The sequence below is a fragment of the Sulfitobacter sp. SH24 genome (assembly GCF_965641895.1).
Taxonomy (GTDB): Bacteria; Pseudomonadota; Alphaproteobacteria; order Rhodobacterales; family Rhodobacteraceae; genus Sulfitobacter; species Sulfitobacter dubius.
In genome coordinates this window covers 103,870-128,460 of sequence record NZ_OZ282575.1, presented here as the reverse complement: position 1 = coordinate 128,460, position 24,591 = coordinate 103,870, and the positions used below count along the sequence as shown (strand labels likewise).

Here is a 24,591-nt window from a genome sequence, read left to right as displayed (position 1 = left end):
GCCTCATTCGTCGACGGGGAAGTAGCAGGCTGCCGGATGCGGTGCCCCCTCAAGCACGGGGCGTTCTTTCCGGCAGACGTCCTGCACCTTCCAGCAGCGCGGCGCAAAGGGGCAGCCCTCGGGGATCGCCAGTGGGGAGGGCAATTCGCCCTGCAGCTTGATGCGCTCCTTGCCGCCTTCGGGGTCAGCGCGTGGGGTCGCGGAGAGCAGTGCTGCCGTATAGGGATGGCGCGGGTTCTCAAAGACTTCGTCCTTCGGACCCTTCTCGACCGCGCGGCCCAGATACATGACGATCACATCATCGGCGACGTGGCGCACCACTGACAGGTCATGGCTGATGAAAAGATAGGCCAGCTGCATCTTTTCCTGAAGGTCCACCAACAGGTTCAGGATCGCCGACTGGATCGACAGGTCCAAAGCCGAGACAGGCTCGTCCAGCACCAGCACCTTCGGGTCCAACATCAAAGCCCGCGCCACCGCGATCCGCTGGCGCTGCCCGCCTGAGAACATATGCGGGTAGCGGTCGTAATGCTCGGGCCGCAGGCCAACCAGACGCAGCATCTCGCGCGCCTTTTCCTCGCGCTGCTTCTTGGACATGTCCTTGCGGTTGATGACCAGCGGCTCTTGCAGGATCGTGCCGATCTGCTGGCGCGGGTTGAGCGAGCCATAGGGGTCTTGGAACACGATCTGCACATGCTGGCGCAGGTCGGCCCAATCTTCGGGGCGCACCTGTTTGCCATCGAGCGTGAGCGACCCGGCGGTCGGCTCTTCGATCATCGTGACCATGCGCGCCAGCGTGGATTTGCCACAGCCGCTTTCGCCCACCACAGCCAGCGTCTTGCCGGGGTGCAGTTGGAAATCGAGGCCCGCAACGGCCTTGAGCGTCTGGGTCTTGCGCAGGAAGCCGCCACCAACCTGATAGTGACGCTCCAGCGCGTCGGCGGTCATTACGGGGGCAGTCATGACGCGACCCTTTCATCGGTATTAAGCGGATAGAAACAACGCGCCTTGCCCAAGTCCTCGCCCAAGGGCGGCGGGTTCTCGGCGCGGCATTTGTCGTTGGCGAACTTGCACCGCGGAGAGAAGAGGCAGCCCGCGGGCCGGTCGAACTGGCCGGGCACCACGCCGGGGATCGTCGGCAGGCGTTTCTCAGTCGCACGTTCCGGCAATGCGTCCAAGAGCGCCGCCGTATAAGGGTGGTGCGGCTCGCGGAAGAGCGGCAGCACCTGCTGCTCTTCGATCTTCTGACCGGCATATTGCACCGAGACACGCTCGGCGGTTTCGGCCACCACGCCCATATCGTGGGTGATCAGCACCAGCCCCATCCCCGTCTCATCGCGCAGCGAGGTCAGCAGGTCGAGGATCTGCGCCTGAATGGTCACGTCGAGCGCGGTCGTCGGCTCATCCGCGATCAGCAGCTTGGGCTTGCAGGCAATCGCCATGGCGATCATCACGCGCTGGTTCATCCCGCCCGACATCTGGTGCGGGAAGACCGACAGGCGCTTTTCCGGGTCTGGGATGCCGACCTGCTCAAAGAGTTCAATCGCCCGCTTGTGCCGCTCGGCCCGGTTCAGGCCAAGGTGAAAGCGCAGAGATTCTTTGATCTGCCAGCCCACTGGGAAGCAGGGGTTGAGCGAGGACATCGGCTCTTGGAAGATCATCGCCAGATCATTGCCGACAATCTTGCGCCGGGCGCGGCGGTCCATTTTCAGCAGATCGTGACCATCGAAGGTCAGCTCATCGGCGGTGACAGTCGCCGTCCAAGGCAGCAGGCCCATCAGTGCCAACATCGACACCGACTTGCCCGAGCCACTTTCGCCGACGATGGCGAGGATTTCGCCGGTGGCGACATCTTGGTCAACCGAGTCCACCGCGCGGAACTTGCCCGAGGCGGTGGCGAAATCGACCGATAGGTTGCGGATACGCAGAAGAGACATCAATCAGCTCCGCTTTAGTTTCGGGTCAAGGGCGTCGCGCAGCCCGTCACCCATGAGGTTGATCGCCAACACGGTGACGAGGATCGCAAGGCCGGGGAAGGTCACAACCCACCACGCCCGCAGAATGAACTCGCGCGCTTCGGCCAGCATAGTGCCCCATTCCGGCGTGGGCGGCTGCGCCCCCATGCCGAGGAAGCCAAGCGCGGCGGCGTCGAGGATCGCGGTGGAAAACGACAGCGCGGCCTGCACGATGATCGGCGCAAGGCAGTTCGGCAGCACGGTCACGACCATCAGCCGCAGCGTACCAGCGCCGACAACGCGGGCCGAGGTCACGTAGTCCTTTTGCCGTTCCGAGAGCACGCTTGCGCGGGTCAGGCGCACATAATGCGGCTGCAAGACGATGGCGATGGCGATCATCGCGTTGGTCAGCGATGGCCCAAGGATGGCCACCAGCACCAGCGCCAGCAGCAGCGATGGGAAGGCAAGGATGATGTCCATGATCCGCATGATGATGCTGTCGAGCCATTTCGGCGCGAAGCCTGAGATCAGGCCCACAATGATCCCGCCGGAGGCGGCGATGGAGACCACAACGATGCCGACAAAGAAGGAGTAGCGCGCACCGACGATCAGACGCGACAGCATATCGCGGCCCAGTGGGTCGGTGCCGAGGATGTGGCTCCACGTGCCACCGTCCTGCCAGACAGGCGGCTGCAGCGTGGCTGCGCGGAACTGCTGGGTCGCGTCATGCGGGGCGATCCAAGGACCGAACAGCGCCAGAAAGGCGAAGACGGCAAAGATCCACAGGCCAATTACGGCCCCACGGTTTTCGCGGAAATAGAACCAGAATTCGCGCAGGCGTCCGGGGCGCGCGTGTACCATTTCGGCTTCGGCAGAGAGTGCGTCGTCCATTAGCGTTTCCTGATCTTGGGGTTGATGATGCCATAGAGCATGTCAACGGTGAGGTTCACGACCATGACCATGACGGCGATCAGCAGCAGGCCACCCTGCACCACCGGGTAGTCGCGGCGGAAAATGCTGTCGACCATCCACTTGCCGATGCCCGGCCAGCTAAAGATAGTCTCGGTCAGAATGGCGCCCGCCAGCAGCGTACCGACCGAGAGGCCGATCACGGTAATGACGGGGATAAGTGCGTTGCGCAGTGCGTGGATGCCATTGATCCGGCCCGAGGACATGCCCTTGGCCCGGGCGGTGCGGATGTAGTCTTCGCCCAGCACTTCGAGCATGGCCGAGCGGGTCTGCCGTGCGATCACCGCCAGTGGGATGGTGCCCAGCACGATGGTCGGCAGCAGCAGGTGCCGCAAAGCCGAGGTAAACGCTCCGTTCTGCCCCGAGGCAATACTATCGATCAGCATGAAGCCCGTGGCGTTGGGGAAGTAATAAAGCAGATCAATCCGGCCCGAGACCGGCGTCCAGCCTAGGTTGCCCGAGAACACGATGATCAGCAGCAGCGCCCACCAGAAGATCGGCATCGAATAGCCCACCAGCGCGGTCGACATCAGCGCCCGGTCAAAGAACTTGCCCCGGTTCACCGCAGCAATCACCCCCGCGGGCAGGCCCAAGGCCACCGCAAAGATCATCGCGCAGACAGACAGTTCCAACGTCGCCGGAAAGAGCGAGAAGAACTCATCCCAAACAGGCCGTTTGGTCACGAAAGAGTTGCCCAAATCGCCCTGCAGAACGCCGGTGAAGTAGTCCCAGAACTGCACATAGATAGGGCGATCAAACCCGAACTGCTGTTGCAGCTCCAAGTAGCGCTCTTCGGAAATGCCCCGCTCGCCCGCCATGACGACGATCGGGTCGCCCGGCAGCATGCGGATAAAGGCAAATGAAATCAGCGTGACGCCGATAAAGGTCGGGATGAAGGTCGCAAGGCGCGACAAGACATATTTCAGCACGGGAGCACCATCAGTTCCTTCGGAAAGTTGGTCAGGGATTTGTAGCCATCTTCGGTGATCAGCACGTCATCTTCGATGCGCACCCCAAAGTTGCCGATCTCATAGAGGCCGGGTTCGTTGGTGTACACCGTTCCGGCGGGTAAAGTCATATGGTTGCCACGCATGATATAAGGCGCTTCATGTACATCGCGGCCAAGGCCGTGGCCTGTCTTGGTGCGGATGCGGTCGGCATAGGGCGAGGCTTCGAGGACTGAAATCACCACATCGTCGATCTCATGCGCGGTGACACCGGCGCGGGTGGCCTCCAGCCCGGCGAGGTTGGCGCGCAGCACGGTGTCATAAACCTCGCGCCCCTCGTCGCTGACGTAGCCGAGGAAAACGGTGCGGGTGATGTCGGCGGCAAAGCCGTTCTTGCGCGCGCCGAAGTCGATCAGCAGCGCATCGCCCGCTTTGACGCGGTAATCTTCGCGCGCTTTGGCGTGTGGACGGGCCGAGCCGTCGCCAGCGGCGACGATAGGCGCGAAGGACAGATCATCGGCCCCTTCAGCAAAGACCATCTGCACCAGTTTCTGCTCAATCTCTTTCTCGGTCTGGCCGAGTTTCACAGAGTGGAGCGTGGCGCGCAGGGCGCGTTCGGAAATTTTAATGGCCTCTTGCAGGGCGGCGACCTCGGCCTCGGTCTTGATCATGCGCGGGGCGGAAATTTCACGCTCGGCGTCTATGATCCGCAGGTCGGGCTGCGCTTTCTTCAGCGCGTGATGCACAAAGACGCGCATCACTTGGCCCTCGACAGCCAGCGAGGTGATGTTCAGATGCTGCATCAGCGCGGCAAAGGCATCGTCATAGCCTGTCTGGTCGCGCCAATCGAAAACGGCACCGTCAAAGCCGACCAGATCCCAGCTGCCCAATTCAAGGTTCGGGACCAAAGCGGCGGCGGGGCCGTGAGCGGGGATTACCAAAAGAAAGGGGCGCTCGTTGCTCATAAAAAGATGGTCGACGGCGCGGGTGAAATTCGGGCCGGGCACCAGCGCCACGGCGTCCACCGATAGTGCGGCGGCGATATCGGCATAGGCCGAGAGGCGATCATTCAGTGAATTGGACATGGGCTGGCTTTCGAGCTGGCGAAGTTAATAAAATGGGGACGGCATAGAATGCCGCCCCCTTTGGTCAAAGCGGCAGGGTTACTGCTTCAGGCCAACTTGGTTGAAGATGTGGCCACCCAGCGGGTGCACGACATAGTTTTCAACTTCGGGGCGCATGGTCATGTAAACAACCGAATGCGCGATAGTGGCCCAAGGCGCTTGATCCTTGAAGATCTGCTGCGCTTCTTCGTACAGCGGCGCACGCTCTTCTTGGGTCGGCAGAACCTTGGCTTTCTGGATCAGCGCGTCGAATTCCTCGTTGCACCACTGGGCGCGGTTGGATTTCTCCACACCGTCACAGCCCAGCAGAACCGCGAGGAAGTTGTCTGGGTCACCGTTGTCACCGGTCCAACCCAGCAGCACGGCACCGTCACGGTCCTTGGACTTGGAACGCTCAAGGTACTCACCCCATTCGTAGGAGACGATTTCAACATCGACGCCGACTTTGGAGAAGTCTTCCTGCATCAGCTCAGCCATACGGCGGGCGTTGGGGTTGTAGGGACGCTGAACCGGCATCGCCCAGATCTTCATGGACAGGTCGGTCACGCCTTCTTCCTCAAGCATCGCCTTGGCGGCCTCGGGGTCATAGTTGTCGTCTTCGATGGCGTCGTTGTAGGACCACATGGTCGGCGGGATCGGGTTCTTCGCGATTTCGCCGGAACCTTGGAATACCACGTCGATGATCGCCTGTTTGTCGATCGCCATGTTCAGCGCCTTGCGGACATTGGCGTTGTCAAAGGGCGCAACCTGCGTGTTGTAAGCCAAGTAGCCCACGTTCAGTCCTTCTTGCTCCATCACGACGATGTCTTCGGCGTCTTTCATCGCCTGAACATCGGCAGGGTTCGGATATGCCGTCACGTGGCATTCACCCGCCTGCACCTTTTGGTAGCGGACCGAAGCGTCAGGCGTGATCGCGAAGATCAGGCTTTCGACTTTGGCCGGGTCACCCCAGTATTCGTCGTTACGCAGGTAACGGATGACCGCGTCTTTCTGGTAGGCTTGGAACTGGAACGGGCCTGTACCGATGGGCGCTTGGTTCACCATCTCAGGTGTGCCAGCTTCCATCATCGCGTCGGCATATTCCTTGGACACGATCGAGGCGAAATCCATTGCCATGTTGGCGATGAAGGGCGCTTCGGGACGGGTCAGGTTGAAGGCCACGGTGTAATCGTCGACCTTTTCGATGCTCTCGATCAGGTCAGGCATGGACATGCCGCCGTAGTATTCCCATGTGCCGCCAGAGACGGTGTGATAGGGGTTTTCTTCGTTGCCCTGACGGTCAAAGCTGAAGATCACGTCGTCAGCGTTGAAATCGCGTGTCGGCGTGAACTGGTCGTTGGAGTGGAATTTCACACCCTGACGCAGCTTGAAGGTCACGGTCATGCCGTCTTCGCTGACTTCCCAGCTTTCAGCCAGCGCAGGCACGACTTCGGTCGTGCCGACTTTGAACTCGGCCAGACGGTTGTAGATCGGGTGGCTGGAGGCATCAAAGGTGGTGCCGGCTGTGTAAAGCGCCGGGTCAAAACCCTCGGGCGAGCCTTCGGAGCAATAGACCAGCGATTGAGCCGAGGCGGCTGTGGCACCCAATGCCGCCAGCATGGCGCCGGTGGCCAATTTCGTTGTAAAAGACATAATTTTCTCTCTCCTGATTGGTTTGTTTTTTGGCAGCGGTTTGTCCGCCGCAGGTGATACGCCCTTACGGGCGAGACGACGCGAATGCGGTGGCTAATGCCCCTTCATTCGGGCGTATTCTATTGGCGCCAGCGGCCAGATCGTACTGCATCCGGCCAACCCAGAGCATACGCGCAGGTTTATCTGTCTTGTTGGACCACGAATGCGGGCTGCTGCCGAGGTAATGCAGGCTGTCACCGGGGCGCATGATATGTTCGCCCCCATCGACGACCTGCACGATCTCTCCCTCAAGGATATAGATCACTTCTTCGCCCTCATGCACGACTTCTTCCGAAGCATAACCCGGTGGCACGTTCATTATGTAGGACGACAGTTCATGCCCCGGAAAATCCGCGCCAAGCTTTTCGTATTCGATCGAAGACCCCGACACGGCAAAACGCTGACGTTCATCCGCGCGGGTCAGGCTGTCTTGGGTCTTGGGGGTATGGATGAAAAAGCTAACCTCAACCTGCAAGGCGACCGCGATCTGCGACAGGGTGCCCAGTGATGGCGTGGCCCTGCCCCGTTCAACTTGGCTCAGATAGCCAACCGACACGCCAGAAGCTTCGCCCAACTGCTGCAATGTCAGGGACAAACGGTGGCGCTGCCTACGCATACGCGCGCCAAGTGTGGATACACTATCGCCATTGGCAGTTGGCAAATTCACCCTCCCCGTGAACAGCAACCCGATCTAACGCCGGATATTGCATTATGATGTATCGCTGTGTGAAATTAAAAAGGTTGAGGGTCAACAATAATTTTTTTACCGAAAGGGCGATGTGCCTAAATTTTCGGCACCGGATCGGGTAAAATCTTCTTATTCAAAGGACCTTAGCCGATCGTGGCCGATCCGCGCGAGTTCACGCGCCGTGGGGTCAAGCGGAGCAAATGCAACGCTTAGCCCGCTGGAATGCCAGTCGCACAGGCCGAATCCGGTGCCTTCGACGATACGCAGATCGCGCGTTTCTGTCAGGTCGATGGTGGAATGCAGCCCGTTAGAGATCACCACTGGAATACCATGCCAATGGCTCACCCGGTTCACATGCACATGGCCCGACAAAATCCCCGCGACGTGCTTACCTTTCAGCATTCCGGCCAAGCGCGCGCTGCTTGCCTCATCAAGACTGCCCCAAGCCAGCGCATCAGGGTCAATGCGCGGCGGGTGGTGGATGACCAATAGCTTTGCCAGATCGGAATGGCGCTCTAACGCCGCCTCAAGAAACTCGAACTGCGGATCATCAAGCGCTCCAGCCACCTTGTTCGGCACGCTACTATCCAACGCAATCACGTGCAGGTCACCGTGCCGTGCATCGTGGAAATAAGGCGCATCCGCCAGCCCCGGCGCAAAGACCGCGTTGAACCCGGCGCGTTTGTCGTGATTGCCAAGCGCCAGCACCAAAGGGGCGCGCAGATCGCTAAGAATGTCGCGCACCAGCGCATAGCTTTCACGGTCGCCCTGATTTGTTAGATCGCCGCTGGCCACCACGAAATCGGGCTGCGGGTCCATCGCGTTGATCACCTCAACCACGCGGCGCAGCGTTGCGGGGGTGTCACTTTGCAGATGTGGATCGTTCAGATCGGGGTGCGAGATGTGCAGGTCGGTCAGGTGGATAAAGCGGGTCATGGGCGTACTCCTGCGGCTTTCAGCAGGGTTTTCGTATAAGGGTGCTTAGGCGCGCGCAACACATCAGCGGCGGGACCGCTTTCCAACGTCTTGCCGTGCTGAAGCACCAGCACCCGGTCACAGATCGACGCCACCACTGCAAGGTCATGGCTGATAAAGACCATGCCAAGGCCCAGATCATCTTGCAGGTCCATTAGAAGGTTCAGGATCTGCGCCTGCACTGACACATCCAAGGCCGAGACCGCCTCATCCGCGACCAGCAGCGCGGGCCGGGTTATGATCGCGCGGGCAATGGCGATGCGTTGACGCTGCCCGCCTGAGAACTCATGCGGATATTTGCCTGCGTCGGCTGGATGCAGCCCGACCTGCTCCAAGGCTTCGGCGACGCGATGGGTGATATTCTCCGTCTCTCCGTTGGCGCGCAGCGGCTCCGCGATGGACCAGCCAATGCGGCGGCGCGGATTAAGCGAGCCGAAAGGATCTTGAAACACCATCTGAAAGCCGCGCCGCAGCTTGCGCAATTCCTCTGCGGTCAAGCCGTGCAGATCGCGGCCCTGAAACAGCACCTCCCCCGCCTCCGGACGCTCAAACGCCATAATGAGCCGCGCCAAGGTCGATTTGCCCGAACCGCTTTCGCCGACCACGCCCAAGGTCTCTCCGGCGCGCAGCGAAAATGCAGCCCCCTCTAGCGCCGCCAGCACGGGTGCCCGGCGCAGAAGGCTTTGCCGTGGCAGCTTGTAGTGGCGGGTGAGGTTGCGGACCTCCAAGAGCGGCACGTCAGTCATGGCGTGCCTCCGTCAATAAGTGACAGGCAGCAACTTCGGTCTGCGTGAATGCCGGGCGCTGCGTGGCGCATTGGGGCAATTCGACGGGACAGCGCCCTGCGAAACGGCAGCCTTCGGGCAGGCCCTGGAGGGGCGGCACAGATCCCGGAATGGTTGGTAGGCGCCGCCGTTTCCCATCGGCATTCCGTCCCGCCACACCGACATCAGGCCGCGCGCCCAATAGCCCCTTGGTATAGGGATGCGCGGGCGCGCCAAGCACCTCTGACGTGCGGCCCCGCTCAACCATATCGCCCGCATACATCACCACGATGTCTTCGGTGGCCCGCGCCACGGCAGCAAGGTCATGGCTGATGAAAACCAGCGCCATCTCGCGCTCTCGCGCCAGCCGCTGCAGCAGGTCGGTGATCCGCAGCGCCACATTGGCATCCAATGCAGTGGTTGGCTCATCCGCGATCAGCAGCATAGGGTTGCAGGCCAAGGCCAGCGCGATCAACACACGCTGCCGCTGCCCCCCTGACATCTCATGCGGGAACTGCCGCAGGCGTCGGTCCGGGTCGGGGATGCCCACCTCTTCGAACAGGCTCAGCGCCCGGTCGCGGGCCGCGCGGCGGGTCAGACCGTCGTGCAACAGCATCGGCTCTATCACCGTATCGCCCACCCGCCGCAGCGGGTTGAGCGCCGCCATCGGCTCCTGAAACACCATCGCCACCCGGCGGCTGCGCAGCCTCTGCCAGTCCCGTTCAGCCGCGCGGGCCATTTCCCGCCCGTCGATGCTGAGCCGCCCGGTCAGATGCGCGCTGTCGGGTGCCATGCCCATCAGGCAAAGCGCAAGCAGCGTCTTGCCAGACCCGCTTTCGCCCACGATGCCCAGCCGATCGCCGCGCCGGATCACCAAACTGGCGTCGCGTAGGGCGGCGGCAGTGCCGAAATGGATCGAAAGATTGCTAAGCTCAATCATCGCGCGCGCACCAGTCGGGGGTCAGTGATATCGCGCAGCCCGTCGCCCAGAAGGCCGAAGCCCAGCACCGCCACGACGATGCAAAGGCCGGGATAGATTGCCAGCTGCGGGGCGAGATACATCAACGTCTGCGCCTCCGACAACATCCGCCCCCAACTAGACGCAGGCGGCTGCGCACCGAGGCCAAGATAGCTCAGCGCCGCTTCGGCGAGGATTGCAACGGCAAATTCGATGGTGGCCTGAACGATGATGGCCGCGGCGATATTGGGCAGGATGTGATCGCGGCTGATCACGAAGCGCCCCCGCCCCGCCGCGCGTGCAGCGGCGACGTAATCGCGCGTCCAGATTTGGTTGGCGGAGGCACGGGTGACGCGGGCGAAGATGGGGATGTTGATAAATGAGATTGCCAGCACCGCATTGGTCAGCGACGGCCCAAAGACCGCCGCCAGCATGATTGCAAACAAGAGCGCCGGAAAGGCGAACCCCAGATCAGCAAGCCGCATCACCGCATCCTCGACCCAACCGCCAAGCGCCGAGGCGAGCAACCCAAGCGCTACGCCGATGCTACCGCCCAGCAGGACCGCCACCAGCGCCACGGTCATCGAATTACGCGCCGCCGCCATAAGCTGCGCCACCACGTCGCGGCCCAGCTGATCGGTGCCCAGCCAATGCTCTATCGAAGGCGGCGCGAATTTGGTCGAGATCGACATGGTCTGCGGGTCATGCGGGGTCCAGATCAACGACAGAGCCGCCACCCCGATCACTAAGCTGACCAGAACCGCGCCCAACAAGAAATTCGCGGGAAGCCGCCTCATGCCCGCGCCTTCAGCCGGGGGTCGATCGCGACGTAGAGCAGATCGACCACGAAATTCGCCGTTACTACGATGGCGGCAAAGAGCATCACCAGCGCTTGCACCGTGGGCAGGTCTCGGTTGGCGATGGATTGAAAAATCAGCCGTCCCAGACCGGGCAGGTAGAAGACGTTCTCGATTACGATGGTCCCCGTCACCAAAGCCGCAAACTGCATCCCGACAATAGTGACAATAGGTACTAACGCATTGGGCAGCACATGCCGCCACAGTATCCGACGGTGCGACAACCCACTGGCCCGCGCAGTGCGCACGAAATCTTGGCGCATCACCTCCAGCGCCGAAGACCGCGTGACCCGTGCCAGTACCGCGGATTGCACCAGTGCCAGCGCCACCGTGGGCAGAATGAGCGAGCGCAGCGCAGCGACCGGATTTTCCCAGCCCGCAAAGCCCCCGGGGGGCAGCCAGCGCAGCTTCACCGCAAAGAGCATCACCAAGAGGATCGACAGCCAGAACGCCGGCACGGCGATGCCAAGCTGGCTGAGGAACATCACCCCCCAGTCGCCCGCGCGGCCATGCTGCGCCGCAGCCGTGATGCCAAGGCTCAGGGCAAGCACCAGCGTCACCAACATCCCCGCCACAGCAAGTGAAATGGTCATTGGCAACCGCTCGGAAATCAGTTCCGAGACCGGGACACGGAAAGAATGGCTGATCCCGAAATCTCCCTGCAAGGCGTTCCAGACCCATGAAACATAGCGCGTCACCAGCGGCGCGTTCAGCCCCAACTGCTCGCGCAGCGCCGCCAAAGCGTCTTCGCTGGCGTCCATCCCAAGGATCGTCAGCGCAGGGTCACCCGGCAGCACGTTCATCACGGCAAAGACCACGACCGACACGGCCAAAAGGGTCAGCACGAAACCAAGCGTGCGGCGGAAAAGGAAATAGGCCACGGGGTCAGGTCCAATGGCTGCGGCACGCGTGGCACCGCAGCCGGTTTAGGTCAATTGGCGACGCTGACGCCCTTGAGCGGCATGTAGAGCACAGGCGAAGAGGACCAATAGCCTTCTACCCCCTCACGGAAAACACCGAGCAATGGCAGCTGGAACAGGAAACCATGAACTGACTGATCCGACAGCATCTGCTGGCCCTGCTTGAGCAGTTCATCGCGCTTGGCGGGGTCGACCTCTGTCGTGATCTGCTCCCACAGGGCGGTCATCTCGGCATTGTCATAGCCGTAGAAGTAGTCCGGCCCACGGGCGAAATTGCCCATGTCGTTGGGGCTGGTGTGGGCGATGATGGTCATGTCGTAGTGCTTCTGCTTATAGACCTCATCGATCCAGAAACCCCATTCGACATTCTCAACCTTGGCGTCGATCCCGGCCTCTGAAAGCTGGTTCTGAATGATCTCGGCCGAGCGGGTGGCATAAGGAAACGGCGGCACGCGCAGGGTCATCGTCGTGCCGGCCACGCCGGCGGCTTCGAACATCTCTTCGGCCTTGGTGCTGTCATGCGGATAGGCGTCCGTCAGGTCGACATAGGCGGTGCCATGCGGCGGGTAGAAGCTGCCGATGGGCACGGCTTGGCCGTACATCGCGCCCTCGATGATCTCGTCCCGGTCGATGGCGGTGGCCACGGCGCGGCGCACCTCGACATTGTCGAAGGGCGGCTTGGCGTTGTTCATGGCGAGGATCACTTCGCCCTCGGTCGAGCCAACGTTGACGCGGAAGCGCGGGTCGGCTTCGAACTGCGGCAGCAGCTCCGGCGCGGGGAAGCCGGGAAAGGCGTCCAGCTCTTCGGCCATCATTGCCGCTGTCGCCGCGGCGGGGTCTGAGATGAAGCGGAAGACGACCTTATCGAGCGCCACATCGGCGGCATCGCGGTGATCGGGGTTCTTGACCAAAGTCAGACGGTCGCCACGGGTCCAGCTGTCAAACTTGAAGGGGCCGGAGCCCACCGGGTTGGCGTTGTTGGTCTCCGCGCTTTCGGCGGCCACGATGGCGCTGTCGCCCTGCCCCATGTTGAAGAGGAAGAAGGCATCTTTGGCCTTGAGCGTGATCTCGACCGTTTGCGGATCGACCGCTTTGACGCTTTCGATTGGCTCGAAGATGTCCTTCGAAGGGTTCACGCTGTCCTCGCCCATGGCGCGGTCGAAGGAATAGACGACATCCTCTGCATCCAGCGTGCTGCCGTCGTGGAAGGTCACGCCTTCGGCGAGCTTGAACGTGTAGGTCAGACCGTCCTCGGAGACCTCCCATGAGGTCGCAAGGTTGGGCTGAACCTCCCCGTTCTCGGCCACGGTTGTGAGCGATTCGAAGACGTTTTGCGTCATCATGCTGTCGATGGAGGCGGTGGCATCCGCCGTCGGGTCGAGCGACGTGGGCTCCTGTTGCATACCGATGACAAGCTCGGCGGCGGCAGAGGCCGAGGCCATAAGGCCGAAAGCCAGTGTTAGCGCGGGCAGGGTTTTGGTGAGGGGCAAATGAGACATGGGGCAGCACTCCTGTTGGCAGGAGCACCATGCGACCTGTCCGGCCGAGCGCCCCCTTTATGACAGACTGCGACGGGCGGGGGCGTCCGGTCAACGGCTTTGCGGCGCTGCGGAAAAACTTCATGCAATTGCAACACTCTGGCTGGCTTCACCGGATGGGTTATAAGGTTGAGATTGACCGTGGTTCGGCCCTTTTGCCTAATGGACGGCGGTGCTAGCCTCCGCGCAAAGGGGGCATCTATGAACAATTCAACCATCGGTTTCGATTGCATTGTCGTCGGCGCGGGCATCGCGGGCGCTTCTGTCGCGGCTGAACTCTCCAGCGACCGCCGGGTTCTTCTGCTGGAGCGGGAAAGCCAGCCGGGCTATCACACCACGGGCCGGTCTGCCGCGCTGTTCACGGTGACCTATGGGCCGAAGGTGATCCGCGCCCTTTCCCGCGCCTCCGCCGCCTTTTTCAACGATCCCGCCAGCCCCTATCTGGACCACCCGTTGCTGGAGCCGCGCGGCGCAGTGTTTATTGCACGACAGGACCAGCAAGCATCGCTGGCACGCACTGCCGAGGAACTAGGGCCGCATGTGACACCGCTGACCGGAGCGGAGATCGAAACCCTCGTGCCGCTGCTGCGCAAAAGCTATGCCACTGCCGGGCTGCGCGATGCCTCGGCGGCAGATATAGACGTGAATGGGCTACACCAGCATTACCTCAAAACCTTCCGCGCGGCGGGCGGGGTTTTACAGACCAAGGCCGAGGTGCTATCGCTCCGCAAGGAGGGCGATTGGCAAGTCGAGACCCATCAGGGCATGTTCCACGCGCCCTTCGTCGTTAATGCAGCGGGGGCCTGGGCGGACGGGATCGCCACAATGGCGGGCCTCACCCCTGTCGGTCTGACCCCGAAACGCCGCACCGCGCTGACCGTGGCCCCGCCTGAGGGCATGCTGCCAGACCGCTGGCCTATGGTGGTGGATATAGACGAGCAGTTCTACCTCAAGGCCGATGCAGGCAAGCTGCTGATCTCTCCTGCAGACGCGACCCCCTCCGCGCCCTGCGATGCGCAACCCGAGGAGTTGGACGTGGCGATCTGTATTGACCGGATCGAAACCGCCTTTGACCTCAGCTTGCGCCGGATTGAGAGCCGCTGGGCCGGTCTGCGCAGCTTTGTGCCAGATGGCGATCCAGTGGCGGGATATGATCCTGATGGGGAAGGGTTCTTTTGGCTGGCGGGGCAAGGCGGTTATGGCATTCAAACCGCGCCCGCTCTGGCCCGCGCTGCCGCCGCACTGGTACGGGGCGAAGATATCCCCGGCGACATTGCCGCCGAGGGGGTTACTGCTGCAGCCCTTGCAAGGGGCCGTGCGGGATTGGCTTAGCCGTTCATCCCAGCTTCAGCTTCGATCTGCTTGCGCGACTTGCGCGCGCGCTCTGTCGCCGATTTCAGCTGACCGCAAGCGGCCATGATGTCTTCGCCACGCGGTTTACGCACGGGCGAGGCATAGCCCGCGTTATAAACGATATCGGCAAAAGCGCGGATGCGGTTGTTGGACGACCGCTCGTAAGGCGAACCGGGCCATTCGTTGAAGGGGATCAGGTTGATCTTGGCCGGGATGCCCTTGATCAACTCAACGAGCCGATGCGCGTCTTCGTCGCTGTCGTTCACACCTTTCAGCATCACGTACTCAAAGGTGATCCGCTCGGAATTACTGACCTTGGGATAGGCGCGTAGGGCGTCGAGCAGTTCTTCGATGTTCCAACGCTTGTTGATCGGCACCAGCTTGTTGCGCACCTCATCGGTGGTGGCGTGGAAAGACACGGCCAACTGGCAGCCAATCTCGGCGGCGGTGCGATGAATTTCCGGCACAACGCCGGATGTCGACAGCGTGATGCGGCGGCGCGAAAGCTGGATGCCCTCGGGGTCCATCGCAATCTTCATCGCGTCGCGCACGTTCTCGAAGTTATAGAGTGGCTCACCCATGCCCATCAGCACGATATTGCTCAAAAGACGGGCCTCTTCGGTCCGAGTGCCAGTCTCGGGCCATTCATCCAGATCGTCGCGCGCCACCATAACCTGACCGATAATCTCAGCGGCGGTAAGGTTACGCACCAGTTTCTGCGTGCCCGTGTGGCAGAAGGAACAGGTCAGCGTGCAGCCGACTTGGCTGGACACACACAGCGTGCCGCGACCCTCTTCGGGGATATAGACCACCTCAACCTCGTGGCCGCCCGCGATCCGCACAAGATACTTGCGCGTGCCGTCTTCGCTTTCCTGACGGGTCACGACCTCAGGCACTTCGATCACGAATTTCTCTGCCAGTTCAGCGCGATAGCCTTTGGCAAGGTTGGTCATGGAGTCGAAGTCACGCACACCCCATTGATAAATCCATTGCCAGATTTGCCCCACACGCATCTTCGCCTGTTTCTCAGGCGTGCCGTTTGCGATCAACACATCGCGCATGGCGTCACGGGTCAGACCGACAAGGTTGATCGGCCCCTCAGGCAACTTGCGGGGGAGGGTCATCACGTCTTGGGTGATGGGCGCGGAAGCGGACATTTCAAAGACTCACAGGCTAGGGATGGGTCTCTATATAAGAAATGGCGCGATTTGCAAAAGGGTTTGGCCTCGCGGGCATAGAGCCGCGCTCAATAGGCCTTCTTGCTTGTCCGCAATTCACCCGTCGCCAGAACCGGCGCGGCATCCAGACTGTCCACATTCAGCATCGCCGCCACCCGTTCCAACGAGGACACCAACTGCGCCTGCTCCCAATCTGCAAGATCCGCAAAGGCGCGGACGTAGCGTTGCTGCAAGGCATCAGGGGCTTCCTCCAACACATCCTCACCTTGAGTGGTCAGGGTGATGTTGGTCTGCCGACGATCCTGCGCCGAGGGCTGCCGCGATACCAATTCGCGTGCCACCAGCTTATCGACCAAGGCGGTGACGGTGGCTTGGCTGACGCCCATCTGGTTGGCGAGGGTCTTGGCGGTTGGGTCTTTCTTCTCTCCCACGATCTGCAACACGCGCAGCTGCGCGGGGGTGACCCCCGCAGCCTGCGCCAAATCGCGGGCATAAAGCTCTGTGGCCCGCAAAATGCGGCGTAAAGCGATTAGACTCTCGTCGACCCGGTCAGGATGTTTTTGCGTCATGGTGCATCATTGCACAACGCAGCCAATTTCAGCAATCGGTCAAAACCACCCTGAATGCTTAGTATAGCTAAACGAAACGGTCCAATTTCATTAGTCTTACGAAACAAATATGCACATAAGTATGCCTCTGAAACCACGCTATAAGCGTATTTTCAGGTATTTTGCTTTGAATGTTGAAGTATCACCGGACATGCCCTACTTAGCTTATCGAAACAACAAGGGAGCCCCGACCGGATGCAGAATGAACTCGACATAAAGAAAGCCCGCACACCCAAGCTGCGTAAGCCCATTGCCGAGGACGGAGCCGCCATCTGGCGGTTGATTCGCGACTGCAAGCCGCTCGACGAGAACTCGCTTTACGCGAACCTGATCCAAGCCGACCACTTCCGCGACACTTGTGTTGTAGCGGAAATGGACGGCGACATCGTTGGCTGGATTTCTGGCCATATGATCCCTGCCCAAGACGCCTTCTTTGTCTGGCAGGTCGCCGTCAGCCCCAAGGCCCGTGGCCTTGGTCTGGGTAAAACCATGCTGATGGAACTGGTGAACCGCGATGAGACTGAGGACGCCAAGACCCTCAAGACCACGATCACCAGGGACAACGACGCCTCCTGGGGGCTGTTCCGCAGCTTTGCCAATCACGTCGGCGGCGACCTTTCGGATGCCCCGCACTTTACCAAAGACGCCCATTTCGAGGGCGCGCATGACACCGAACATATGGTGACGATCACGCTGCCCGAGACTGCCGCGCTCAAACGCGCCGCGTAAACCGCAGCTGACAATTCACACGACAGATTCTCTTGAAGAGAAAGGATATTCCTATGCCTAAAGACATGGCACAGAACACAACGATCTTTACCCGCCGCGAGAGCGAAGCACGCTCCTATTGCCGTGGCATGAACGCCGTTTTCACCCGCGCCAGTGGGTCCGAGATGTTTGACGGCGAAGGCAATCGCTACATCGACTTCCTCGCCGGCTGTTCCTCGCTGAACTACGGCCACAACGATGCGGACATGAAGGCCGCGCTGGTGGAACACATCACCAATGACGGCATCGCCCATGGTCTCGACTTCCATAGCGACACCAAGGCGGCGTTCCTGAACGCCTATGAGGAAAACATCCTCAAGCCGCGCGGCATGGATTACAAAGTCATGATGACCGGCCCGACCGGCACCAATGCCGTCGAAGCCGCGATCAAGCTTGCGCGCAAGGTGACAGGCCGCACGAACGTGATCTCCTTCACCAATGGCTTTCATGGCATGACCATGGGCGCGCTGGCGCTGACCGGCAACAAAGGCAAACGCGGCGGCGCGGGCGGTGGCTCGTTGGCCGATGTGACGCATATGCCCTTCGAGGGATCGCTGGGCAAAAATGTCGACACGCTGGAAATGATCGACGCAATGCTGTCGAACCCGTCATCGGGCATCGACGCCCCTGCGGCACTCATCTTTGAGCCGATCCAAGGCGAAGGCGGTCTGAACGCGGCCTCCGACGCATGGATGCAGGGCATTGAGAAAATCGCCCGCAAGCATGGCGCACTCCTGATCATCGACGACATTCAGGCCGGTTGTGGCCGTTCGGGCAGCTTCTTCTCGTTTGAGGCGTCCGGCATCAAGCCTGACATGATCACCCAAGCGAAATCGCTTTCCGGTTTTGGCCTGCCCTTCGCAGCCCTGCTGATCGCGCCTGAGCATGACATCTGGAAGCCCGCCGAGCACAACGGCACCTTCCGTGGCAACACCCACGCCTTTGTCACCGCCCGCGTCGCGATTGAAAAATTCTGGTCCGACGACAAGTTCGAAAAGTCGCTGGCCGAAAAAGCCGTGGTACTGACCACCGCGCTCAAGGACGTTGCCGATCTGGTCGAGGGCGCCACGCTGAAAGGCCGCGGCCTGATGCAGGGTGTCGACGTTGGTTCTGGTGAACTGGCCGGTGCGATCTGTGCGCGTGCCTATGAATTGGGCCTTGTGATCGAAACATCGGGCGCGAACGACGAAATCGTTAAATATCTTGCCCCGCTCACCACACCGGAGAAGGTCATGCGCGAAGGGTTTGATATCCTCCTTCAAGCGACCCGTGACGTGACGGGCAACATGAAACTGGCAGCGGAGTAATACCGATGATTGTACGTGATTTTAACAAACTTCAGGGCACAGACCGTCACGTTGGTGACGCTCAATGGACGTCCACACGCTTGCTTTTGGCTGATGACAAGATGGGATTCTCTTTCCACATCACCGTTCTTGAGGCCGGGTCGGAACACACGTTCCACTACAAGCACCACTTTGAGAGCGTCTATTGCATGAAGGGCAAGGGCTCGATCACTGATCTCGCCACTGGCGAGACCCATGAGATCACCCCCGGCGTGATGTACGCCCTGAACCTGAACGACAAACACACATTGCGCGCAGAGGAAGAACTGCACATGGCGTGCTGCTTCAACCCGCCGGTCACCGGCAACGAAGTGCACCGTGAAGACGGCTCCTATGCGCCTGCCGAGGAGGTAGCGTAAGTTATATGACTCAACCGTCCCACACTGTCGAAAAAATCGGCGGGACGTCCATGTCCCGCGTGAACCAGCTCAAGGATACACTCTTTGTCGGTGACCGTAAGGGCGAGGACATCTATGGGCGCGTCTTCGTGGTCTCCGCCTTTGGCGGGATCACGAACCTGCTGCTGGAGCATAAGAAATCCGGCGAGCCGGGCGTTTATGCGCATCTGGCCAACGCCAGCAACGATCACGGCTGGCACGAGGCGCTGACCCGGGTGTCTGCCGAGATGCAGCGCGTGCACCGCGAGGTGCTGGAGCATCCCGGTGACATCGAACAGGCCGACGCCTTTGTGTCTGAGCGCACCCATGGTGCCCGCAACTGCCTGATCGATCTGCAACGCCTCTGCGCCTACGGCCACTTCCGCCTGTCGGAGCACATGCTGCAAATACGCGAGTTGCTGTCCGGGTTGGGCGAGGCGCATTCCGCTTTCGTCACCACGATCCTGCTGCAGCGCGCTGGCGTGAATGCCCGTTTCGTTGACCTCTCCGGTTGGCGCGATGAGGGTAATGTCACGCTGGACGAGCGCATCGAGCAGGCGATGGACGGCATTGATCCACACACCGAAATGCCCATCGTCACCGGCTATGCACAATGCGCCGAAGGCTTGATGCGTGAGTTTGACCGTGGCTACTCCGAAGTGACCTTCTCCAAGCTGGCGGCCCTGACGGGTGCGCGCGAGGCGATCATTCACAAGGAATTCCACTTGTCCTCCTGCGACCCGAAACTGGTCGGCGAGCATGCCGTCAAAAAGATCGGGCGCACGAACTATGACGTGGCGGACCAACTGTCGAACATGGGGATGGAGGCGATCCACCCCAAGGCAGCCAAGACCCTGCGCCAAGCTGACGTACCGCTACGCGTAACAAACGCTTTTGAGCCCGAAGACCCCGGCACGCTGATCGACGACCGCAAGGCCGAGACGCCTGCGGTGGAGATTGTCACGGGCCTCGATATCGTGGCTTTCGAGCTGTTCGAGCAGGATATGGTCGGCGTGAAAGGCTATGACACCGCGATTCTCGACGTGCTGACACGGCACAATGTGCGGATCGTCTCGAAGGTCTCGAACGCCAATACGATTACGCACTACCTTGATGCGTCGCTCAAGACGATGCGCCGGGTGGAGAAGGATCTGGCACAGATTTATCCCGCTGCCGAGATCACCACCCGCACCCTGTCGATGGCTTCGGTCATCGGGCGCGATCTGAACGGCTTGTCGGTACTGCAGCGGGGCCTCGTGGCCATCGCCGAGGCCGGAGAGACGGCGATCGGTGCGAGCCAAGGGCCGCGCAACGTGGATGTGCAGTTCATCGTCGAGCGGGAGAGCCTGCAACTGGTGATCAAGGCGCTGCATGGTGCTTTCATTGAGGAAGAAGTCGCGACGTCGCTGTCGCGGGCGGCCTGAGGCCCGGTACATTCGACGTATCCTTAGCCGCGGCTCCCAAAAGGAAGCCGCGGCTTTTTCATGCCTGAGGTCCGGCGCCTACGGCTTGTCCCGGTTCCGGGTTGCAAACGCACTGCCACAAACAAAAACGGCCCCGCAATTCGCGAGGCCGTTCCAAAAATTGCTCTGGCCGCTCTCAGCCGCCGCAGCGCTTCGCCGCATCTTCCACCGCCGCTGTGAACCCCAGCAGCGAGAACTTGTCGCTGGTCTGTGTGCCGCGCGATGAGCGGCCGACCAAAGTCGCATCCGCGCCGCGTTTCATGGCGGCGATGATCTTGGCGTCATCCGCCGTGGTTGCAGGCCATGCCCACTCCCCTTCGGTGAACAGCTCGTAGCTATCGCCCGAAATATCCATTGTCACGGTCGAACCGGATGCGAAAGGATACCCGCCGGTGAAAGCGACCTGACCCTTGGCCTCAGCCGAGGGGCGGTAGAATACCATCAGCAATGTCTGACCCCGGTTCACCGCCACCACACGCCCATCGCGCGTGTTGACGACTTCCTTAGGCGTTGAAACGCCCCAGCATTCTGTCGGGTTATCTTCTACAAAGACGCTCCAGTCGGTCTTGGCAGCCACCCGGTTGGTGCTCTGCTCCTGCGCCACGGCGCCACTTGCCACAAGGGCGAGCGCCCCAAGTGCAAGACCACATGTCTTCATCATTCCCATCTGTCCAGCCTCCAGCCGTCCTTGACCTCAACACGTCCACAGACCCCGTCCGGGCAACCTTGGGCGGGTTGCTCTCTTGCGGGTGTCTGCTATCTGTTCGACACCAACCACAATAACGGCAAACGCGCGACCGACGAAACCCTGATTGGCAGGATTTCGCCCAGAAACAGGATGAACCTCATGACCAAAGCAGCCCCATTTGCGGAAATCTGGCGCGGACCCTTTCTGGAAAGCGTTCATTCTGGTCATGCCGTGATCTGCGACGCGAGCGGCCAGATCGTCGAAGCATGGGGCGATCCGGAAAAGGTAATCCTGCCGCGTTCGTCCTCCAAGATGATCCAGGCGCTGCCGCTGATCAATTCCGGCGCCGCCGACGCAGCGGGTCTGAGCACCGAACAACTGGCCCTTGCCTGTGCCTCGCACCAAGGGGCGGCGATCCACACCGACCGTGTCGGCGTCTGGCTCGACACGCTGGGGCTGGGCGATGATGATTTTCGCTGCGGCGCACAGGAACCCAATGACCGTGACGCCATGGAAGCGCTGATCCGCGCCCATGAGAAACCCTGCCAGATCCACAACAACTGTTCGGGTAAACACGCGGGGTTCCTCACGCTGAACAAACACCTCGGCGGGGGAGCGGATTACGAAAAGCCCGATCACGCGGTGCAAAAAGCCTGCCTTGAGGCTTTCGAGACGGTCACCCAAGAAACCTCGCCCGGCTATGGCATTGACGGCTGTTCGGCCCCCAACCCGGCCTGCACCCTACACGGCATGGCCCGCGCCATGGCGCATTTCGCCGCCGCCCCCGAAGGCTCTGCCGAAGCGCGCCTGCACCAAGCCATGCGGCTGCACCCCGAACTGGTCGCCGGCGAAGGCCGCGCCTGCACGGAACTGATGCGGGCAATGGACGGTAAGGTAGCACTGAAAACTGGGGCCGAAGGCTTCTTCATCGCGATCTGGCCCGAGCGCAAGTTGGGCATCGCGCTCAAAGCCGCCTGCGGCACCACCCGGGCCGCCGAATGCGCGATCACCGCGCTGCTGGTCAAACTGGGCGCGCTGGACGCCAATCACCCGGCGGCGATCAAGCGGATGAACACGCCGATTACGAACTGGCGTGGGCTAGAAACCGGGATGCTGAAACCGGCGGCGGGACTGCTCTAAACCTCTCGCGCTGCCGCTTTATTCAAACGAAGCCGCAGCGCCACGCAGTCTCAGCCCGCAAATTCGGTGCGCGCATAGCCCTGTACGAACAGCAGCGCGGTCAGATCGCCGAAATTGACGCGGATGTCGCATTCCGCCGCGACCGACGGCTTTGCGTGCAGCGCTACGCCCATGCCAGCCCGCCCCAACATGCCCAGATCATTGGCCCCGTCGCCCACGGCGACGACCTGATCTTCGGTGATCCCTAGCTTCGCGGTGATCTCTTCCAGCGCGGTGACTTTGGCTTCGCGGCCCAAGATCGGCATACCCACATCGCCGGTCAGCGCGGCCCCATCGACCAGCAGCGTATTGGCGCGGTTCTCATCAAAGCCCAGCATCTCGGCCACTTTGGCAGTAAAGGCAGTGAACCCACCCGAAACCAGCGCGGCATAGCCGCCGTTGGCCTTCATCGTGCCCACCAAGGCACCGCCGCCGGGCATCAGGGTAATCCGCTCGGCCAAAACCTTGTCGATGACAGCGGCTTCCAGCCCTTTCAGCAGACCGACACGTTCGCGCAGCGCGCCGTCGAAATCCAACTCACCGTTCATGGCGCGGGCGGTGATCTCTTTCACATGCGCGCCAACGCCCGCTTCTTCGGCCAATTCGTCGATACATTCCTGCTGGATCATCGTGCTGTCCATATCGGCCAGCAGCATCTTCTTGCGGCGGCCTTCGCTGGGCACGATCACCAGATCGACGCCCATGGATTGGCAGCTTTCCCAAACGTCCCAACGGTTTTCCGGCATCTGGGCCAGCGAGAATTCCGCCGCCTCATCCGGGGCCAGCCAAAGTGCGTCGCCCCCGCCCCAAGCGTTGCGCAGGCTTTCGACCAGCGCCGCATCGAGAGAGGGGTTGGAGGGGGAGGTCAACAAGATTGCCGTGAACATAAGTTTCCGATCCGCATCATTCGCGCCGCGCAAAGCGACATGACCGGCGTCCTAGCGCCATTTTGCGACTTGCGCCAGTCCAGCCTCCCCGCGTATGCCGACAAGTGGGACACCCTTCCCCAACGAAGGGCGATTATCTGAGAGGGTAGCATAAATGGCTATTACACAACCGGCATCGCGCCCGGACACGAAACCTGTTGCCGTACCGGCAAATCCGCGTTTCTCTTCCGGCCCCTGCGCCAAAATCCCCACATTCGATTTGACCAAGCTTGGCGATGCACCATTGGGCCGCAGCCACCGTGCCGCACCCGGCAAGGCCAAGTTGCTTGAGGCAATCGAGACCACCCGCGAGGTGCTCGGCGTGCCTGCGGATTACCGCATCGGCATCGTGCCCGCCTCTGACACCGGCGCATTCGAGATGGCCATGTGGTCGCTCTTGGGCGAACGCCCGACTGAGATGGTGGCTTGGGAATCCTTCGGCGCAGGCTGGGTCACCGATGTGGTCAAACAGCTGAAAATCGAAGCGCAGGTTCACACCGCCGAATACGGCGAGATCGTAGACATGGCCGCGCTGAACTACGACAACGATGTCTGCTTCACTTGGAACGGCACCACCTCCGGCGTGCGGATGGCGAACGGCGACGCGATCCCCGCTGACCGCGCCGGCCTGACGCTTTGCGACGCCACCTCGGCGGCCTTTGCAATGGACCTGCCGTGGGACAAGCTGGATGTGACGACCTTCTCTTGGCAGAAGGTGCTGGGCGGCGAAGCGGCCCATGGCATGCTGATCCTCAGCCCCCGCGCAGTTGAGCGGTTGGAAAGCTACACCCCCGCATGGCCCCTGCCGAAAATCTTCCGCCTGACCAAAGGCGGCAAGCTGAACGAGGGCATCTTTAAGGGCGAGACGATCAACACGCCTTCGATGCTCTGCGTCGAAGATTACCTGCTGGCACTCGATTGGGCGAAATCCGTAGGCGGCCTCAAGGGGCTGATCGCACGGGCCGATGCCAATACGGCGGCCATCGCCGAATTCGTCGAAGCGCATGACTGGATCGACTTCCTCGCCACCGATCCGGCGACACGGTCCAACACCTCGGTCTGCCTCAAGTTCACTGATGATCGCATTCAGGACGGTGCAGCCTTTGCCAAGGCCGTGGCCAAACGGCTTGCGGACGAGGGTGCGGCCCTCGATGTCGGCGCTTACCGCGATGCCCCTCCGGGCCTGCGCATCTGGTGCGGCGGCACGGTTGAAACGGCTGATATCGAAGCGATGCTGCCGTGGCTCGAATGGGCCTTTGAAGCCGAAATCAACGCCTAATCAACGCCTAAAGCATTCCGGCGGGCGCGTGATCCTACGCGCCGCCCCTGTCCCCTATTT

The 24,591-nt window shown here is 61.2% G+C and carries 24 protein-coding genes; 7 read left to right on the top strand and 17 right to left on the bottom strand.

The genetic code is table 11. The features are described 5' to 3' along the window. Nucleotides 1–3 precede the first annotated feature (3 nt). From ACSQ16_RS02990 to ACSQ16_RS02930, 13 genes are all read right to left on the bottom strand, one after another. Nucleotides 4–963 carry an ABC transporter ATP-binding protein gene (locus tag ACSQ16_RS02990; RefSeq protein ID WP_093927504.1) on the bottom strand — a complete coding sequence of 320 codons (960 nt, stop codon included), beginning with the start codon at nt 961–963 and terminating at the stop codon, nt 4–6. Further along, nucleotides 960–1,937 carry an ABC transporter ATP-binding protein gene (locus ACSQ16_RS02985; protein WP_243261745.1) on the bottom strand — a complete coding sequence of 326 codons (978 nt, stop codon included), beginning with the start codon at nt 1,935–1,937 and terminating at the stop codon, nt 960–962. The genes ACSQ16_RS02990 and ACSQ16_RS02985 overlap by 4 nt, the downstream gene beginning before the upstream one ends. Nucleotides 1,938–1,940: 3 nt before the next feature. Next, nucleotides 1,941–2,846, bottom strand: a complete 906-nt coding sequence (locus ACSQ16_RS02980; RefSeq protein WP_243261746.1) for an ABC transporter permease subunit — start codon at nt 2,844–2,846, stop codon at nt 1,941–1,943. Continuing rightward, complete coding sequence (locus ACSQ16_RS02975) at nt 2,846–3,853, bottom strand: ABC transporter permease subunit (RefSeq protein WP_243261747.1); 1,008 nt, start codon at nt 3,851–3,853, stop codon at nt 2,846–2,848. Before ACSQ16_RS02975 ends, ACSQ16_RS02980 begins: the two co-directional genes overlap by 1 nt. Then, nucleotides 3,847–4,956 carry a M24 family metallopeptidase gene (locus tag ACSQ16_RS02970; protein ID WP_243261748.1) on the bottom strand — a complete coding sequence of 370 codons (1,110 nt, stop codon included), beginning with the start codon at nt 4,954–4,956 and terminating at the stop codon, nt 3,847–3,849. Before ACSQ16_RS02970 ends, ACSQ16_RS02975 begins: the two co-directional genes overlap by 7 nt. A 78-nt stretch (nt 4,957–5,034) precedes the next feature. Further along, nucleotides 5,035–6,627: an ABC transporter substrate-binding protein gene (locus ACSQ16_RS02965; protein ID WP_093927507.1), complete on the bottom strand. Its 1,593-nt coding sequence runs from the start codon at nt 6,625–6,627 to the stop codon at nt 5,035–5,037. Between the two features lie 64 nt (nt 6,628–6,691). Beyond that, the gene (locus tag ACSQ16_RS02960) at nt 6,692–7,261 is read right to left on the bottom strand and encodes a helix-turn-helix domain-containing protein (RefSeq protein ID WP_435988586.1); all 570 of its coding nucleotides are present in this window, start codon (nt 7,259–7,261) and stop codon (nt 6,692–6,694) included. Between the two features lie 222 nt (nt 7,262–7,483). Further along, nucleotides 7,484–8,290 carry a metallophosphoesterase family protein gene (locus tag ACSQ16_RS02955; protein ID WP_243261749.1) on the bottom strand — a complete coding sequence of 269 codons (807 nt, stop codon included), beginning with the start codon at nt 8,288–8,290 and terminating at the stop codon, nt 7,484–7,486. Then, nucleotides 8,287–9,075 carry an ATP-binding cassette domain-containing protein gene (locus ACSQ16_RS02950; RefSeq protein ID WP_243261750.1) on the bottom strand — a complete coding sequence of 263 codons (789 nt, stop codon included), beginning with the start codon at nt 9,073–9,075 and terminating at the stop codon, nt 8,287–8,289. Before ACSQ16_RS02950 ends, ACSQ16_RS02955 begins: the two co-directional genes overlap by 4 nt. Then, nucleotides 9,068–10,033, bottom strand: a complete 966-nt coding sequence (locus tag ACSQ16_RS02945) for an ABC transporter ATP-binding protein (RefSeq protein ID WP_243261751.1) — start codon at nt 10,031–10,033, stop codon at nt 9,068–9,070. The genes ACSQ16_RS02950 and ACSQ16_RS02945 overlap by 8 nt, the downstream gene beginning before the upstream one ends. After that, the gene (locus ACSQ16_RS02940) at nt 10,030–10,848 is read right to left on the bottom strand and encodes an ABC transporter permease (protein ID WP_243261752.1); all 819 of its coding nucleotides are present in this window, start codon (nt 10,846–10,848) and stop codon (nt 10,030–10,032) included. Before ACSQ16_RS02940 ends, ACSQ16_RS02945 begins: the two co-directional genes overlap by 4 nt. Next, nucleotides 10,845–11,789, bottom strand: a complete 945-nt coding sequence (locus ACSQ16_RS02935) for an ABC transporter permease (RefSeq protein WP_243261753.1) — start codon at nt 11,787–11,789, stop codon at nt 10,845–10,847. Before ACSQ16_RS02935 ends, ACSQ16_RS02940 begins: the two co-directional genes overlap by 4 nt. 50 nt (nt 11,790–11,839) lie before the next feature. Next, on the bottom strand, nt 11,840–13,327 hold the full coding sequence (locus ACSQ16_RS02930) for an ABC transporter substrate-binding protein (protein ID WP_243261754.1): 1,488 nt from the start codon (nt 13,325–13,327) through the stop codon (nt 11,840–11,842). Between the two features lie 240 nt (nt 13,328–13,567). On the opposite strand from ACSQ16_RS02930, the gene ACSQ16_RS02925 reads away from it, so the two are divergent. Continuing rightward, entirely contained in the window at nt 13,568–14,698 is a 1,131-nt protein-coding gene (locus tag ACSQ16_RS02925; RefSeq protein WP_243261755.1) for an NAD(P)/FAD-dependent oxidoreductase, read from the top strand. On the opposite strand, the gene rlmN is transcribed toward ACSQ16_RS02925, so the two are convergent. Both rlmN and ACSQ16_RS02915 read right to left on the bottom strand, forming a co-directional pair. After that, nucleotides 14,695–15,876, bottom strand: coding sequence for a 23S rRNA (adenine(2503)-C(2))-methyltransferase RlmN (gene rlmN / locus ACSQ16_RS02920; protein ID WP_243261756.1), 1,182 nt, complete (start codon nt 15,874–15,876; stop codon nt 14,695–14,697). The two genes, ACSQ16_RS02925 and rlmN, sit on opposite strands and share 4 nt — an antisense overlap. Before the next feature lie 89 nt (nt 15,877–15,965). Then, nucleotides 15,966–16,466, bottom strand: a complete 501-nt coding sequence (locus ACSQ16_RS02915; RefSeq protein WP_243261757.1) for a MarR family winged helix-turn-helix transcriptional regulator — start codon at nt 16,464–16,466, stop codon at nt 15,966–15,968. Nucleotides 16,467–16,700: 234 nt separating this feature from the next. Between ACSQ16_RS02915 and ectA the strand changes: the two genes are divergently transcribed. From ectA to ACSQ16_RS02895, 4 genes are read left to right on the top strand one after another with little or no spacing between them, the layout of a single operon-like run. Further along, a complete protein-coding gene (ectA, locus tag ACSQ16_RS02910; protein WP_067937246.1) occupies nt 16,701–17,234 on the top strand; it encodes a diaminobutyrate acetyltransferase in 534 nt (177 codons plus the stop codon). 53 nt (nt 17,235–17,287) lie between these two features. Next, entirely contained in the window at nt 17,288–18,580 is a 1,293-nt protein-coding gene (ectB, locus tag ACSQ16_RS02905) for a diaminobutyrate--2-oxoglutarate transaminase (RefSeq protein WP_093927518.1), read from the top strand. Nucleotides 18,581–18,585: 5 nt separating this feature from the next. Continuing rightward, complete coding sequence (locus ACSQ16_RS02900) at nt 18,586–18,978, top strand: ectoine synthase (RefSeq protein WP_067625025.1); 393 nt, start codon at nt 18,586–18,588, stop codon at nt 18,976–18,978. Nucleotides 18,979–19,028: 50 nt separating this feature from the next. After that, entirely contained in the window at nt 19,029–20,420 is a 1,392-nt protein-coding gene (locus ACSQ16_RS02895) for an aspartate kinase (RefSeq protein ID WP_243261758.1), read from the top strand. A gap of 175 nt (nt 20,421–20,595) precedes the next feature. Here ACSQ16_RS02895 and ACSQ16_RS02890 read toward each other — a convergent pair whose 3' ends face one another. Beyond that, entirely contained in the window at nt 20,596–21,120 is a 525-nt protein-coding gene (locus ACSQ16_RS02890; protein WP_394805059.1) for an invasion associated locus B family protein, read from the bottom strand. A 186-nt stretch (nt 21,121–21,306) separates the two neighbouring features. Between ACSQ16_RS02890 and ACSQ16_RS02885 the strand changes: the two genes are divergently transcribed. Further along, entirely contained in the window at nt 21,307–22,287 is a 981-nt protein-coding gene (locus ACSQ16_RS02885; protein ID WP_243261759.1) for an asparaginase, read from the top strand. A gap of 50 nt (nt 22,288–22,337) precedes the next feature. Here the strand turns inward: ACSQ16_RS02885 and serB are convergent, their stop codons facing one another. Continuing rightward, nucleotides 22,338–23,213 carry a phosphoserine phosphatase SerB gene (serB, locus tag ACSQ16_RS02880; protein ID WP_243261760.1) on the bottom strand — a complete coding sequence of 292 codons (876 nt, stop codon included), beginning with the start codon at nt 23,211–23,213 and terminating at the stop codon, nt 22,338–22,340. Nucleotides 23,214–23,367: 154 nt separating this feature from the next. On the opposite strand from serB, the gene ACSQ16_RS02875 reads away from it, so the two are divergent. After that, nucleotides 23,368–24,531 carry a phosphoserine transaminase gene (locus ACSQ16_RS02875; protein ID WP_243261761.1) on the top strand — a complete coding sequence of 388 codons (1,164 nt, stop codon included), beginning with the start codon at nt 23,368–23,370 and terminating at the stop codon, nt 24,529–24,531. The last annotated feature ends 60 nt before the right edge of the window (nt 24,532–24,591 follow it).